This window comes from Mesotoga sp. H07pep.5.4 (assembly GCF_003664935.1).
GTDB classification, from domain to species: Bacteria; Thermotogota; Thermotogae; order Petrotogales; family Kosmotogaceae; genus Mesotoga; species Mesotoga prima.
The window spans coordinates 12,604-27,101 of the sequence record NZ_JFHM01000018.1 but is presented as its reverse complement, the minus strand read 5'-3'; the positions used below and the strand labels follow the sequence as shown (position 1 = coordinate 27,101).

13 protein-coding genes and 1 riboswitch are annotated in these 14,498 nt (G+C 45.5%); of the genes, 11 read left to right on the top strand and 2 right to left on the bottom strand.

Annotation, left to right across the window (positions count from 1 at the left end; all coding sequences use genetic code 11):
• Window positions 1-7 precede the first annotated feature (7 nt).
• The 4 genes from mutL (at window position 8) to Y696_RS10310 (ending at window position 4,666) form a co-directional block, all read left to right on the top strand.
• A complete protein-coding gene (mutL, locus tag Y696_RS10325; RefSeq protein WP_183084211.1) occupies window positions 8-1,804 on the top strand; it encodes a DNA mismatch repair endonuclease MutL in 1,797 nt (598 codons plus the stop codon).
• A riboswitch (cobalamin riboswitch) is annotated at window positions 1,787-1,968 on the top strand. It overlaps the preceding gene by 18 nt.
• A 43-nt stretch (window positions 1,969-2,011) precedes the next feature.
• On the top strand, window positions 2,012-2,905 hold the full coding sequence (locus Y696_RS10320; RefSeq protein ID WP_236609257.1) for an ABC transporter substrate-binding protein: 894 nt from the start codon (window positions 2,012-2,014) through the stop codon (window positions 2,903-2,905).
• Entirely contained in the window at window positions 2,902-3,894 is a 993-nt protein-coding gene (locus Y696_RS10315; RefSeq protein ID WP_014731590.1) for an iron ABC transporter permease, read from the top strand. The genes Y696_RS10320 and Y696_RS10315 overlap by 4 nt, the downstream gene beginning before the upstream one ends.
• Entirely contained in the window at window positions 3,887-4,666 is a 780-nt protein-coding gene (locus Y696_RS10310) for an ABC transporter ATP-binding protein (RefSeq protein ID WP_014731589.1), read from the top strand. Before Y696_RS10315 ends, Y696_RS10310 begins: the two co-directional genes overlap by 8 nt.
• On the opposite strand, the gene Y696_RS10305 is transcribed toward Y696_RS10310, so the two are convergent.
• Window positions 4,657-5,127: a YbaK/EbsC family protein gene (locus Y696_RS10305; protein WP_014731588.1), complete on the bottom strand. Its 471-nt coding sequence runs from the start codon at window positions 5,125-5,127 to the stop codon at window positions 4,657-4,659. The genes Y696_RS10310 and Y696_RS10305 overlap by 10 nt on opposite strands.
• Window positions 5,128-5,938: 811 nt before the next feature.
• On the opposite strand from Y696_RS10305, the gene Y696_RS10300 reads away from it, so the two are divergent.
• Both Y696_RS10300 and Y696_RS10295 read left to right on the top strand, forming a co-directional pair.
• Window positions 5,939-6,328 carry a hypothetical protein gene (locus Y696_RS10300; protein ID WP_006487699.1) on the top strand — a complete coding sequence of 130 codons (390 nt, stop codon included), beginning with the start codon at window positions 5,939-5,941 and terminating at the stop codon, window positions 6,326-6,328.
• A 39-nt stretch (window positions 6,329-6,367) separates the two neighbouring features.
• A complete protein-coding gene (locus tag Y696_RS10295) occupies window positions 6,368-7,612 on the top strand; it encodes a hypothetical protein (protein WP_014731587.1) in 1,245 nt (414 codons plus the stop codon).
• A gap of 116 nt (window positions 7,613-7,728) precedes the next feature.
• Here the strand turns inward: Y696_RS10295 and Y696_RS10290 are convergent, their stop codons facing one another.
• Complete coding sequence (locus tag Y696_RS10290) at window positions 7,729-8,817, bottom strand: serine hydrolase (protein WP_014731586.1); 1,089 nt, start codon at window positions 8,815-8,817, stop codon at window positions 7,729-7,731.
• A gap of 464 nt (window positions 8,818-9,281) precedes the next feature.
• Between Y696_RS10290 and Y696_RS10285 the strand changes: the two genes are divergently transcribed.
• The 5 genes from Y696_RS10285 to Y696_RS10265 are packed head-to-tail and all read left to right on the top strand — an operon-like array spanning window position 9,282 to window position 14,465.
• The gene (locus tag Y696_RS10285) at window positions 9,282-10,751 is read left to right on the top strand and encodes an ABC transporter substrate-binding protein (protein WP_014731585.1); all 1,470 of its coding nucleotides are present in this window, start codon (window positions 9,282-9,284) and stop codon (window positions 10,749-10,751) included.
• Between the two features lie 15 nt (window positions 10,752-10,766).
• A complete protein-coding gene (locus Y696_RS10280; protein WP_014731584.1) occupies window positions 10,767-11,717 on the top strand; it encodes an ABC transporter permease in 951 nt (316 codons plus the stop codon).
• Between the two features lies 1 nt (window position 11,718).
• A complete protein-coding gene (locus Y696_RS10275; protein ID WP_006487704.1) occupies window positions 11,719-12,522 on the top strand; it encodes an ABC transporter permease in 804 nt (267 codons plus the stop codon).
• A gap of 6 nt (window positions 12,523-12,528) precedes the next feature.
• On the top strand, window positions 12,529-13,509 hold the full coding sequence (locus Y696_RS10270) for an ABC transporter ATP-binding protein (protein WP_014731583.1): 981 nt from the start codon (window positions 12,529-12,531) through the stop codon (window positions 13,507-13,509).
• Window positions 13,506-14,465 (top strand): ABC transporter ATP-binding protein, encoded by a 960-nt coding sequence (locus tag Y696_RS10265; protein WP_099772827.1) that lies wholly within the window; start codon window positions 13,506-13,508, stop codon window positions 14,463-14,465. Before Y696_RS10270 ends, Y696_RS10265 begins: the two co-directional genes overlap by 4 nt.
• The last annotated feature ends 33 nt before the right edge of the window (window positions 14,466-14,498 follow it).

Here is a 14,498-nt window from a genome sequence, read left to right as displayed (position 1 = left end):
GCTTTTTATGAGAATACACGAGCTCCCGACAGATGTTGTGAGAAAGATCGCGGCGGGAGAAGTGGTAACGGGTTGTTTTTCTGTTGTAAAGGAGCTTGTAGAAAACAGTATAGATGCAGGAGCATCATTAGTTGAAATCGAAATAAGATCCGGTGGTAAGGAATACATAATGGTTAGAGACAACGGTAGTGGGATGACTAACCAGGAAGCGAAACTTGCAATAAAACCCCATACTACGAGTAAGATCTCCTCGATAGAGGATCTTGACTCGCTCATTACGTTTGGCTTTAGAGGCGAAGCTCTCTCGACAATTGCTTCAGTTTCACGCATGCGTCTTTCGACCGCAGCAGATTCAGAAGAACTTGGGACGATCCTGGAAATCGCAGGAGGAAGTGTCACTGGGCAGAAACCCCTAAGCGGCTCAAATGGCACTTTCGTGGAGGTCTTTGATCTGCTTTACAACACACCCGCCAGAAGGAAGTTCTTGAAGTCCGCCTCAATTGAAGGTCGTATGGTAACTGAGATGATCCAGAGATTTATTTTAGCTTTCGAAAATGTCGATTTTGTGTATTCCCGTGATTCTCAAACGGTATTCGACACAAGAGGAGCCGGATCTCTTCAGGATAGGATCGCTCTCATCTATCCGGGGATCTCTACGAGGGATCTAATTCCCGTATCAGGTGATTCAGGCGAAATCAAGGTCAATGGTTACGTTACACTCCCTAGCCGCACGAGAAAAAACAGAATGGGTGAAAACTTCTCTGTCTTCCGAAGATATGTGAGACAATTCGAACTGAATTATGCACTGGAAAGAGGTTATGGCGAAACCCTTCAAAAAGGTAATTTTCCTTTTGCAGTTCTTTTTATTGATATTGACCCTCAGGAAGTCGATGTTAACATCCATCCACAGAAACTCGAAGTTAAGTTTGCTTCTACTGCAGCCGTTCTGGATGAGGTGAAGAGAGCAGTGCGGTCGGCCATCAAAGGTGCCGGTCATTTCACAATCAATATAGTCCATAGCGAAGAGAACATAACCGGAAGTTCGGAGGAACGGAAAGATGTCTCAGAGATTTATCAGGATCACGAAGTAAGTAATCACGGCTTCAAACACCCATGGAGGAACCAAAAAGTCTTCGATAACAATGCTAGCGACACCTACACGCAGTCCAGAATTGATCGTCACCATTTCAGATCATTTGCTCTTGGTGGAGAGCGTGAAGGTTCACCGGAAAAGGAAAAAAGTGGGGAAGGAAAAGTCAGTTTTATTGGCGTATTCGGAGAAAGGTATTTGATTGCGGAATCCGAGGACGGTCTCTTGTTGATCGATCAGCATGCCGCTCATGAGCGGATCATTTTCGAGACCCTCAAAGAAAGCAAGAGAATCGCCCCGCAAAATCTTCTAATGCCTCTTGAACTGAATCTCGAGAGGTCAAGAATGGATCTGGTTATCGCAAGAGAGGAAACGCTGAAGAAACTTGGGTTCACTTTCGATTTCGTCAATGATAAAATCATAATGGTCTCTATCCCTCAGGTCATGGGAGTAGAAGGCGTAGTCGATGTGCTAGAGGAGATTCTCGACGAAATGAGGCTTGAAGGTCTTGAGGATCCGAAAACGGTTTTCGATAATCTCCTGGCATCGATTGCATGCAAGGCTGCAATAAGGACCGGAAACAGACTTGACATAGGACAAGCGGAGGAGCTCTTCGAAGAGCTGAGAAGAAAGAATCTTCTTGTTTGTCCCCATGGAAGACCAATCTCCATGGTAATAAGACTGGAGGATCTGGACAGGTATTTCTCCAGGTAACTCTGAAAAACATAGCTTCATATCAAGGGAAACCGGTGTGAATCCGGTACGGTCCCGCCACTGTGAGCGGTACGAACTCTGCGAGTGCCACTGGGTAACCGGGAAGGCGCAGACATTAGGTTGATCCGCAAGTCAGGAGACCTGAGTGAAGCTCAGATATCACCATCCTTCCGAGGTAGAGGGGTGGTGAAATTCCTTGCAAAAGAGGTGAGTGTTTTGAAAAGAGCTTTAACAGTTGGTTTGGTTGTACTGTTTGCTGCTTTGTCAGCTGCGATCGACATTGTGGATGATCTTGGAAGACTCGTAACGATCAATGAACCTCCCGAAAGAGTGGTTGTCGCTTCTCCCGCGATAACGAAGTATCTTGAGGTTCTTGACCTTTCATCCAGAATCGTAGGAGTAACCGACTGGGATCCATTTGCGCTTTCGAACGAAGTAGAAAAGATCGGCAATCTGGTTCCCTTAAACCTGGAGAAGATAGTCTCACTCAGTCCTGATCTTGTGATGATTTCGGGAGGGTTTCAGGAGGCAGAAGTTGAGAAACTGGAGAATATCGGGGTCAATACATACGTGATGAATCCAAACTCCTTCGAGGACATCTACAGAAATCTCGTGGTTGTTGGGAATATTTTTGGCGTTCCCGAGAGAGGCAAGACCTCCGCCGATGACTTCAGAGAAGAGGTTCTCGCAATCGCAAAAGACTCTCATAAGCTATCTCAAGATGAGAAACCCAGAGTAATTTACATAATGATAGCCGGGGAGGTTAGCGATATATGGACATGCGGGACAGGTTCCTTTGTGAATCAAGCAATCGCATTCGCAGGCGGTGCGAACGTCGCCGCTCCATACAGTGGAAACAACGGGTGGTTTCCAGTAAGCCCAGAGTTTGTGCTGAATTCTCAGCCCGAGATAATACTGGTTCCATACTATTACGAAGGTGGGCAGGAAGAAGCTGTCAATATGATTGTCTCATACAAGCCCTTTGAAGAACTGCCAGCTGTGAAGAACGATAGAGTTTATCCCCTTTATGACGGACTTACAGCTTATGCAAACCCCAATTTTGTCAACTTAGTTAAAACGCTAAAGGAGTTCTTCTTTTGAAACGAACTGTATTATTCGTACTGCTTTCCACAGCATCCATTCTAGGGATGCTGTGGTTTTCGAGTTTCGGCACGATAAGCTATTCCCTCGGCGAAATCTTCGAGATACTCATCGGTAATTCTTCGGGAACTGCCTCCAGTATCTATCTGAATCTAAGGCTTCCAAGGTTATTGGTGGCATTCCTAATCGGTTCGGGACTGGCAGTGGGTGGAAACGGTCTTCAGTTAACCCTTAAAAATCCTTTGGCAGATCCTTACATTATCGGTATATCTGCAGGGGCTTCTTTTGGAGCTGTTCTTTCTCTATTCTTGCGGGAAGTGAGCAGATTAGACCTCAATATGAACACGCTTGCTTTTGCATTCGCCCTGTTTTCATCTTTCCTGACTTACACGATCTCCAGAAGGGGAGGAAGGATTCCGATTACAACACTCGTCCTATCCGGGGTAATAGTCTCTTTTCTCTTTAATGCAGCAGTAACATTTCTCGTCGTTTTTGCGTGGCGAAACGTAATAACTCTACATTTCTGGTCCCTGGGTTCGCTGTCTGGAGCTACATGGAATGACGTCTTCAAATTAACTCCTGTCATTTTTGCCCAGTATGGAATATTTGCGGTAATCCACAGGAAAATGGTAATTATGGCGGCTGGTGAAGAACACGCAATTACCGTCGGTGTCCGTCCTGAATTACTCAAGTTTCTCGTCTTTTTCACGGTTTCTATAGTATCCGCCGTCGCCGTTTCAACTGCAGGGTTGATAGGTTTCGTAGGTCTAGTCATTCCGCATATGATAAGACTTGCTTTTGGGGCGGACAGCAAATTGAACCTTCCTGCAACTGCGCTGCTTGGAGGGCTGTTCTTGGTGATTTGCGATGCTTTTGCAAGAACACTGTTTCAACCAACAGAGCTTCCTATAGGTGCAGTTACAGCGCTTGTGGGAGCGCCCGTATTCATCTTCTTGTTGAGAAGCAAGGAAGTGGCTAAAGATGGTTGAACCTATACAAATAGAGGGACTCCATTTCAGCTACGGCAAAGAGGAGGTCTTGAGAGGAATCGATCTCCACCTAAAGAATGGTGAAGTACTTGGAGTTCTGGGACCTAATGGAAGCGGTAAATCAACCCTCATGAGCGTAATCTGCGGAATTCGAAAGAACTGGAGCGGCAAAATTAGTGTGATGGGCGATAACCTTCGGGGCCTCTCGACAAAAAAACTGGCAAGAATAGTATCTTACATTCCACAGAGCTTTGAACCATCATTTGATCTGAAAGTTGAGACTATTGTTTCCTTTGGAAGAAATCCACATTTGAACGGACTGGGAAACATGACAAATGAAGATTACAGGATCATTGAGGAATCGATGAGGCTTACGGAAGTATATGAATTCAAGGATCGTCCCTTCAGTACGCTCAGCGGAGGTGAGAAACAGCGTGTAATAATTGCAAAGGCTCTTGCCCAGGAAGGGAAGATACTTCTTATGGACGAGTTCACAACTCACCTAGACCCTGGCCACGCAAGAAGAGTCGGAAAAATCGCGACCGATCTCGTCCGCGCAAAAGGACTAAGTGCAATAGCGATCTTTCACGATATAAATCAGGCGGTAGAAATTTCAGACAGGCTTCTATTCATCAATAATGGAAGAGTAATTGCTTCAGGCAAGGTATGGGATATCGTTACTCCGGAAATTATTAGTTTGGTTTACGGCCTCAAATCAAGAATCATGGAAAACCCGATCAGCGGGCTGCCACTGGTAGTATTCTACGATTGAGACATGGGATTGCTGACATCGGCTACCTTGGCTCCAGTTATCCTTACAAGCTCTTCGAAGCTCGTCTCAACTGCAGAACCCGAAGTCCCCGCGGCAGGGAACACGACATCATATTCCCGTAGATTAAGATCAACGATAATATTGATATCCTGAAGTCCGAAGGGGCAAACACTTCCGGGAGAAAAGCCTGTTAACTGAAGTGTTGTGGTCTCATCTGCGAGTCTCGGTTTTTCACCGGCGATTTTCTTGAGCTTCGAAAGCGACACCTTCCGATCACCCGGGCAGACCACAAGATAAGCTCTTCCACTTTTGCAAATGAAGAGGATCGACTTTGCTATCTGACCGACTTTCACCTTCAACATCTGCGCAGCCGTGATGGCAGTGGGTGTCGTCCCTTCAGGAAACTCGTAAAACTCTAGGTCGTTGGCCTTCAGTATGGCCATTACCTTCTCTGGAATCATCGTACACCTCCGGGAAAGCAATTGAATTATGATACCACGAGTTTGAGAGTCAAATCGAGCATCCGATATGCAGATAATGAAGTCAAAATCTAACTCAAAGGGACGTGTTCTTAATCTCCTTCATGTCGACTTCGAGTAGATTTTATTTTGATGCATCAACTCTCTCTTAAGTAGATTTAATTATGATGCATTACGGCATCTATTACAAAAGTAGAAATGGAAAATCTTTGAGGAAAAAGCTTTCCCCTGAATAAAGGAAACATTCAAAGTTTTCTGCTGCCTTCCGATATTGGACCAATCGCAAGCCGTTTTCGTAATTTTGGACATCAAAGACGGGCATATGGATGCATAATCGATCACATTCTCATGAACAGTCGCCAAGCGATAGCTTTCTTAAATTTATTTTCACTCTCTTCATTAAAGACCGGGTCACTCTCTCGATCAGAATGCAATCAGATTAACAACGTGCGTGTTTCTACAGAGTTTTTTGACAGCCAGCCACAACCTAGAATTTCACGAACCGTCAATCTTCTTCACTGCGACAATCCAGCCTCTTCGCAGAACCAATGCCGTCATACAGAAATCCGCGCGCCAAAAAAATCAGAACCTGCTGAACCTTTCCAACCGCCTCGAGCGGAAAAGCTTGGTCTCCCGATCGCCTTCATCGCTTTGTTGGCAGTACTTCACCAATATAATGAAATGTATTTATAGAGATTCCGTATTGCCTTTAATTTACAATACGGTATTGTGGTAAACTATTGGTGTACATACTCATGTGCCCTATCCAAATTCAATCATTGGAGGTGGTATTATGAGACTTACGGTAGTTCTACTTCTGCTCTGCCTTCTATCAGTCTCTTTCGCAAACGGTCTGGAGCAAACAAAACAGACGCGTGTCGAACTTCCGGGTTGTTATATCATAAGATGCTACGGAAGCTGTTTCCGGGGCGATCAGGGATACGACTGCGTACTAACGGGCAGAGCGGCGAACTTCGATGGCAACGGAAATCCACTGGCCGTAACATTGCATCTCTATCTAGATTGTTACGTCGTTTATTTCATCGTTCAGTCCTGCAGTTCCAGCGGTGAGTTTTCCGGCATCGGAGAGGTTGAAGGTTCGGTGGGTTGTTTCATAAACACCGGGCCTTACGAAGGCTCTTGCTTCACTTATGAGTCATCATGTGCCTGTTCGGACTCATAAAGTTTCTCCGAAATGTCACAGATAACTGGAGGTGATTTTATGAAAAGGACAATGCTTTTTCTAATACTTTCTCTGTGTTTCGTCACTACCTTTGCCGCCGGCCTTACAGGCTACTTGACTCAACAGATTCCATGGATGGCCGGAAACGAAATGACGCTCGTCCCGCTCAGCGAATCAAAACCTGACACTCTGGAAGCTCCATCTATAAAAGGATTGAAGTACGGCCTTCTCGAGCTCGGCGCCAAGCCGATAGTATTCGCGCTCATACCCGGAGAGATCCCCCTCCTGTGGATCGACGCAAACAACAACAGCAATGTGCTTGACGACCCAACGATCGCACCGGACTTCAAGGAGACCCACCAAGACACTACGACCTACGAGTGGATTACCAGAGTCAAAACCTTTTATGAACTCGAGGGTTATTGGGAATCAAGATCTGTCAAACTGTTAGCCAGAAAGACGGGGTTGACTGGCGAGTTGGAGTTCCGATACTGTTTGTATGAGCACATGGAGGGGTTAGTCTGGGCCGAAGACGGCCCGAGAAAGCTCAAACTCTTCACGCTCGACCCCAAAGGTTTTTACTCTACCGACCAGGTTTACTTCGGAGTCGATACGGACGGCGACGGCGAAATTGCTCTAATCCACGACTCTTACGAGATCTTCCTGCATGGGGAAGTCTTCTCTTTGAACGGCAAGGCATACAGACTTGGCGAAGTTTCCAAAGACGGGAAAAAGGTTTCCTTCGAGGAGACCGGGTACGCTCCGACGGAGAAACCGAGATTTCTCAAGGGAGATGCTCTTCCGATTCCCGGAGTTCTCCAGACGGATCCAATTGTTAATGCGGCCTTTTTTGAGGGATCCCCCAGCCTGATCGTCCTCAGCAAAGTCACGCCTGCGACAGTCGTCGAACCGGTATACTCCGATTGCGACTGCATTTCTCTGAGCGCTTTCGAAAGGTTCAGATTGGACGGAATCATCGATCTCGCCCAAAGGTACACAGATCTGAAGGTTCTATGGGTACTCACAGGAAAGGAGCAAGTCGAGCCGGAAGCGGCGCTGCTGGAAAATATCTATTTGAGAGACGAAAAAGCCCTGGTCGATTTCTACGGCTTCCCAGGCGAGGAGAGGGTTTTCATCGTCGACTCGAAGGGCGTTATCGCCGAACTAGACAGCTACTGGGTCGACGAGGCGAGCCTCGACACTGACCGGCCGCAGAACGGAAAGTTGATGCTCAATTACTCCGACATAAGAAAGACTGTAGAAGCTCTGTACAAAACCGATTGAAGATTAACCCCGTTAGCAAATCGAGTCTTCCGATAAGGCAGAGAACCGCTCTTCAAATGAATGAGAGCGGTTCTTTCCATTTAGAACTTCCGACAAAAAACGCTCAACCCGCCGAATCAATTACTTCCCATATCGTTCACTATAACGGCTTTCGCCAGTTCGTGCGCGAGAGCGGTGAAATCCTTTCCCTCGATGTTGCTCAGCACCACCACAAAGATGTCGTCATCGACATACCTATTTATTCTAGTCGAGGTACCCTTCGTGTCTCCGTCGTGATAAACAACTCTTCTGTACTCGCCATCTATAAGCTCGTTACCGATGAAGACTCCATAGCCTGCCTCAAAGAGTTCGTTTGATGGACTCTGCATTAGTCTTAAAAAGCTTTCTGAAAGCACTTCGCCGGCGGAAAGCGCTCGGTCCCACAGATACAGATCATACACAGTGGAGTATAACCCCCCGGCTCCTCCGGGAAGCCTTCTATCGACCCAGTCAGCAGGTCTTACGCTAGAGAGATCTATAACATAGGAATCACAGTAGTAAGGAAGACCCCATCCGCTATCGTATTCATTGTAGTCGTAACCGGTGTTGTTCATTCCCAGTGGTTCGAAGAAGCTCGTTCTCAGATATTCATCATAGCGCTTCCCGCTTGCCCTTTCTACTATGACACTGAGAAGGAAATAGGCGCTGTTGCTGTAGAGAAAGCTGCTTCCAGGTTCAAACCTCAAAGGCAGAGAGGAGATGTAGGCGATTTCGGCCTCTTGAAGAGTTCTTCCCACTTCAAATTTTCTGATTTCCTCACGGAGTTCTTGCGTGTTAATCATTGTGGGGATTCCAGAAGAATGATTAAGCATTTGTTCGATCGAAATGATATCGCCGTTTTGAAACTCAGGTATGAACTTCCCAACCGGGTCTGAAAGAGACATAAGACCATCTTCGCATAGCCTCAGAATCGCCGCCGCAGTGAACTGCTTTTTTATAGAGGCAATTCTGAACTTCTTCTCTGGAGTATTGGGGATAGTTCTCTCGATATCGGCCATGCCATAGCCGCCTGCATGAAGGATAACGTCTCCCCTGGAGACAAGAATGGCCCCCCAAAAACCCTCAAAGTCGATAATTCTATTTATCACATCATTTATGGGATTGGAAACCAGAGATACAGAAGACATCACGACGATTACTGCTAATGTAGCTATTTTCCTTATCAACGAGCACCTCCCGCAATAAGAAAAGTATCGAGTATAACTACATAATAACCTATGACAAACCATCTCATATAGAGTTATCGGGAGATTTTACTAAGATGGTAGCGTCCGGCTTTTTCACAGTTTCTTTGGACATTCGTACTCTGGTTTTTCCGAAGTTTGAAATCAACACATGTAGTTCTGAAGAAGCCGTCTCGGCGACCTAAATACCTAGAACTACCTACGAACACACAATGAAGATTGATGAGCTGGATAAGAACTACAAGAATCTTCGCATAAAGCAACGTAATCTGCGATAGACTATTGATGAAACGGAAGATTTGCAAATTATCCCGGAATATTTCTCAACAAAGCCAGAGTTAGGTTTTTCCACTCATAATGTTTAAAATATCAATCGATGCTGGCTTTACTGTATATTACGCCCGGATTGAATGATGCACTGATGGGTTCGTTTGGGGAGGAATGAAGTGAGAAGAATTGGCTTAATGTTGATGTTGTTGATTGTTGCCGTTACTGCCTTGCTTTCACAGAGAATAGTGGTTGCGGTGATGCAGGATCCCGATTTTCTCGATCCACACAGGGCGGCGGCTTCGGGAACCTACGAAATGATGTTTAACGTGTTCGAGGGTCTTCTCAAGCCCAACCCTAATGGTACCGTAATACCTGCCATAGCCGAAAGCTACAGTATTTCTGAAGACGGTATGGTCTACACTTTCAATCTCAGGAGCGGAGTGAAGTTTCATAACGGATCAGAGGTTACGGTAGACGATGTTTTGTACTCTTTGAACCGGCTCAAAGGCTCTAACGGCGAAAGAGGACTTTCTCCCGATTTTGAGAAGTTTGTTTCGAAGATTGAAGCGGTAGATGACAAGACTGTCAGGGTCAAACTCAGTACACTCAACACTGACTTTCTCGAGAAGTTCATAGTGGCAATTATTCCGGAAAGTAACGAAAACCATGAGAAGAATCCTGTGGGAACAGGTCCTTTTAGGTTCGTAGAATATAGACCGGGTCAGAGGCTAGTTATCGAAAAGTTTGAGGAATATTGGAATCCTGAGCTGCCAAAAGTCGAGGAAGTTGAATTTAGAATAATTCCCGACAATCAGGCAGCAATAATGAGTTTCCTGGCAGGAGAGGTTCAGATACTTCCGAGACTCGATGCTATTCAGGCAATGGCACTAGGAGATCGATACAATCTATTAACTGCCGAACAGAATATGGTTCAGTTGATGGCAATGAACCATGCGGTCAGCCCTTTCGACGACATTAGAGTCAGGAGAGCGATAAACCATGCTGTGGACAAGGAGGAGATTATAGAAATCGTGGCCGGCGGTTACGGGACAAAGCTCGGCTCAAACATGTCGCCGATAATGAGCGCGTATTACAGAGAAGGTCTTGAGGACTACTACGAACCGAGTGTCGAGAAAGCAAAAGCTCTTCTCTCAGAAGCTGGATATCCAGATGGATTTGACACAAAGATTACTGTGCCTTCCAACTATCAGTTTCATATAGATACTGCCCAGGTAATTGCGGAACAGCTTAAGAGAGTGGGTGTAAGGGCGGAGATCGAGCTTGTCGAGTGGAGTGTTTGGCTGGACAGAGTCTACACAGCAAGAGAGTACGAAATGACAATAATCGGTCTTACTGGCAAATTGAGTGCTTACGAAATATTGAGGCGATATGTTTCCGACTATCCGAGAAATTTCTACAACTATTCCGACAGTGAATACGACCGTATAATTAGTCTGGCTATTGAAAAGACTGCCGTCGAAGAAAAAGCATCTATGTTCAAAAGAGCTCAAGAGATTCTTACAGAAGATGCCGCCGCAGTTTACATCATGGATCCCAACTTTATCGTTGCTCTAGCTCCCAATTTGCACGGATACACGGTCTATCCTCTCTACGTGCAAGACATGTCGACTCTCTATTATCGCTGACAAGGAGAGGCATTTGTGTTTGTTTATTTAAAGAAGCTCTTTGCCATGATTTTAACGGTGCTTCTGGTTTTGCTGATAACCTTTGTTACATTTGAGATCATTCCGGGCAATCCTGCGTTGTCAAGACTTGGTGTGGATGCTCAAGAATCCCAGTATGAAGCCTTGTCAGCAGAACTAGGTTTGGATGATCCATTAGGGATAAGGCTGTCCAGGTGGTTGAAAGGGCTTTTCACGGGTGATCTTGGAATCTCAATGAGATACTCCGTTCCTGTATCGGAATTAATCCTCGACAGATTGCCCGTAACTATTTCTCTCGCAGTGATGGCTTTGGCCCTGATTATCCTAATAGGCATTCCTCTTGGCATAGTTAGCGCAAAATATGGTGAAAGGCTACCAGGAGTTATGATCACACTAATCTCACAGATTGGGATGGCAATTCCATCTTTCTGGAGTGGGATTATTTTGATCTATATATTTGGAATTCTCCTTCGCTGGGTATCACCTGGAGGATATGTTCCTTGGAGCGAGGATGCTTATGGAGCGTTCAAGTCACTTATCCTACCAGCCATCGCCATAGCGCTTCCATCGATTGCATCAGTCATAAGATACACAAGAAACTCCGTAATGGATCAGATGAAGAACGATTATGTACGGCTCGCAATGTCGAAAGGGATGAACCTGAATTCAGTGTTATTGAGACATGTACTCAAGAATGCCCTGATTCCTATTATCACTGTACTTGGAATGATAACGGCAAACATTTTAGGCGGATCAATCGTCATTGAACAGGTTTTCACGCTTCCCGGCGTCGGAAGACTTCTGATAAACGCCATCACGACCAGGGATCTCCCTCTGGTGCAGGGAATGGTTTTGTACATTGCTTTCATAGTCGTTATTATTAACTTCTTTATCGACGTCATATACACAGTTATCGACCCAAGAATCAGATTGGGTCAGAGGGACTAACATGAACAAAAGGAGGATCAATCTATGGATTGGGACAGTGCTGATTTCCATTCTGATGCTGATGATGGTAGTCAGTCTATTCTATACTCCATTTCCTGTAACAGAGATCAATAGACTTGAACGATTTGAACCTCCTTCAGCGCGTCACCTCCTGGGCACAGACAACTTTGGAAGAGATGTGCTCAGCAGAATAATGAAAGGATCCCAGACAGCCTTCTTTGTGGGACTAGTCGCGGTATCGATTGGCAGTGTTTTTGGCGTACTTATCGGCGCAATCTCTGGTTACTTTGGAGGAATAGTCGACGAGATAATAATGAGAATCGTCGACGCTATGATGGCTTTCCCAAGTATCCTTCTTGCACTGATGTTTGTATCCGTTTTTGGAGTAGGCTTGAGAAATACGATTATTGCAATAGGGATAATGTCAATTCCTTCGTTTGCCAGAATCACAAGAAGCGGTTTCGTTCAACACAAAGAGCTGGATTACGTCAAGAATGCAAAGATAAAGGGCATCTCGAATTTGCGGATAATGTTCAGACACATACTGCCAAATGTGCTTTCCCCAATAGTCGTTGCTGCTTCAATGGGATTTGCAAACGCAGTTCTCGCCGAAGCGGCGCTGAGTTATCTTGGACTTGGAATTCAGCCGCCCAATCCCAGCTGGGGAAGAATGCTGAGTGAGTCTCAGGTCTTCATAACCGTCAGCCCCTGGTACGCGATAGCACCCGGAATCTTTATCACGCTTCTTGTGCTGGGATTCAACTTCCTAGGAGATGGGATCAGAGACATTAGAGAGAATAGGTGAAAGAGAATGAACTGTGAAAACGAGCCCTTACTAGAAATCAAAGATCTCAAAATTGGATTCAAGACTCCAGAAGGGCTTCTTCACGCTGTGAAAGGAATATCTCTTGAAGTAAAAAAGAGAGAAATCGTTGGGATAGTCGGAGAATCCGGCTGTGGAAAGACAGTAACGGCATTGTCAATAATGCGCCTTTTACCCGATAATTCATTCGCTACTGGAAGCATAAATTTCTCCGGCATCGATCTTCTTTCACTCACGGAAGACGAAGCGAGGGGAACACGCGGAAGAGATATATCAATGATTTTTCAGGACTCCCTCTCCTCTCTAAATCCCCTTATGAAAGTAGGAAGACAAATCGACGAGAATCTCATGATGCACACTTCTCTCGACAAAGCAGAGCGATTCTCAAGGGTTCTTGAGATCATGAAAGGTATCGGTCTTCCAGATCCAGAAAGAACATACGGCAAGTACCCTCACGAACTCTCCGGTGGGATGAGACAGAGAATAGCCATTGCTATTGCCATCGTGTGTAATCCCGATCTGATTATCGCAGATGAACCGACGACCGCTCTGGACGTCACAGTTCAGGCACAGATACTGGAACTTCTGAGAAAGATAAACCGTGAAAGCAACTGCTCTATTATTTTTATCTCGCACAATCTTGGAGTCATTCGGGAAATATGTTCTAAGGTCTATGTAATGTATGCAGGTCACATCGTTGAGAGAGCTTCTACAGAGGCACTTTTCACGAATCCAGGCCATCCTTATACTTTGGGCTTGATAAAAGCTCTACCAAAACTTGAATCTAAGGGGAAAGAGCTTTTTGATATTAGAGGCAGAGTTCCATCCATTGCCGATTTAACTCAAGGTTGTCCTTTTGAACCAAGATGTGATTACTCATTCGAGAGATGCAGGAAGGAGTTCCCCGATCTGAAAGAAATCGATTCCGATCACGAGGTGCGATGTTTTTTAGCCGGAGGCAAACTTTGAAGGAGAGAATTCTCGAGATTCAGGATCTCACGAAGCATTTTCGCTTGAGAAGAACCAGCTTGTTACGGAGGCCGGGCTCTATAAAAGCGCTTAATGGAATTTCCTTCAGTATCTCTAGAGGAGAGTCCTTCGGCATCGTCGGTGAATCGGGTTGCGGTAAATCAACGGCAGGATATAGCATAGTGGGACTTCTGAAGCCCACGGCAGGGAAGGTATTGTTCAAAGGCGAAGAAGTCAATTCAATGGATGCAAACAGTCTTCGAGAGTTCAGAAAGAAGGTACAGCTTGTTTTTCAGGACACTTCAGGCTCTCTTAACCCCAGAGGAACGGTTGAATGGATACTGTCTGAACCACTAAGAGCAATGGGTATGGCGAAAAAACAAATCAGAAATCTAGTTGTTGATAGTCTTGAACTCGTAGGATTAGACAAAGACCTTCTAGGTCGATTTCCTCATGAGCTTTCCGGAGGTCAGAAACAGCGTATAGGTATCTTAAACGCGCTCATACTCGATCCGGAAGTCATCATCGCCGACGAACCAGTGTCTTCTTTAGATGTCTCCATTCAGGCACAGATACTTAACCTTATGAACGAACTTCAGGATAGGCTTTCTCTAACTTATCTCTTCATTTCGCATGACCTGAACGTCGTGCACTATTTCTGCAACAGAATAGCCGTTATGTACCTCGGAGAAATCGTTGAGCTTTCCGAATCCGAAGAATTGTACAGATCGCCCCTCCATCCCTATACACAGTCTCTTCTTTCGGCAATACCCGGCGGCTCTTATCGGAAGACTGAAAAAATAATTCTCGAAGGTGACGCTCCAAGTCCTATGAATCCGCCATCTGGGTGTTTTTTTCATCCCCGATGTTTCAAAAGAATGGAGATTTGCTCGAGAGTCAAACCCAAAATAATTGAGGTTTCGAAAGATCATTTCGTAAGCTGTCACCTTTACTGAGCATTCCACTCTCTTGATATTGGAACACGAGGC

Excerpts from the sequence above, each read along its gene's own strand:
- Y696_RS10305 (WP_014731588.1), bottom strand. The coding sequence starts at position 5,127 with ATGATTCCAGAGAAGGTAATGGCCATACTGAAGGCCAACGACCTAGAG.
- Y696_RS10270 (WP_014731583.1), top strand. The coding sequence starts at position 12,529 with ATGAACTGTGAAAACGAGCCCTTACTAGAAATCAAAGATCTCAAAATT.
- Y696_RS10310 (WP_014731589.1), top strand. The coding sequence starts at position 3,887 with ATGGTTGAACCTATACAAATAGAGGGACTCCATTTCAGCTACGGCAAA.
- Y696_RS10295 (WP_014731587.1), top strand. The coding sequence starts at position 6,368 with ATGAAAAGGACAATGCTTTTTCTAATACTTTCTCTGTGTTTCGTCACT.
- mutL (WP_183084211.1), top strand. The coding sequence starts at position 8 with ATGAGAATACACGAGCTCCCGACAGATGTTGTGAGAAAGATCGCGGCG.
- Y696_RS10300 (WP_006487699.1), top strand. The coding sequence starts at position 5,939 with ATGAGACTTACGGTAGTTCTACTTCTGCTCTGCCTTCTATCAGTCTCT.
- Y696_RS10275 (WP_006487704.1), top strand. The coding sequence starts at position 11,719 with ATGAACAAAAGGAGGATCAATCTATGGATTGGGACAGTGCTGATTTCC.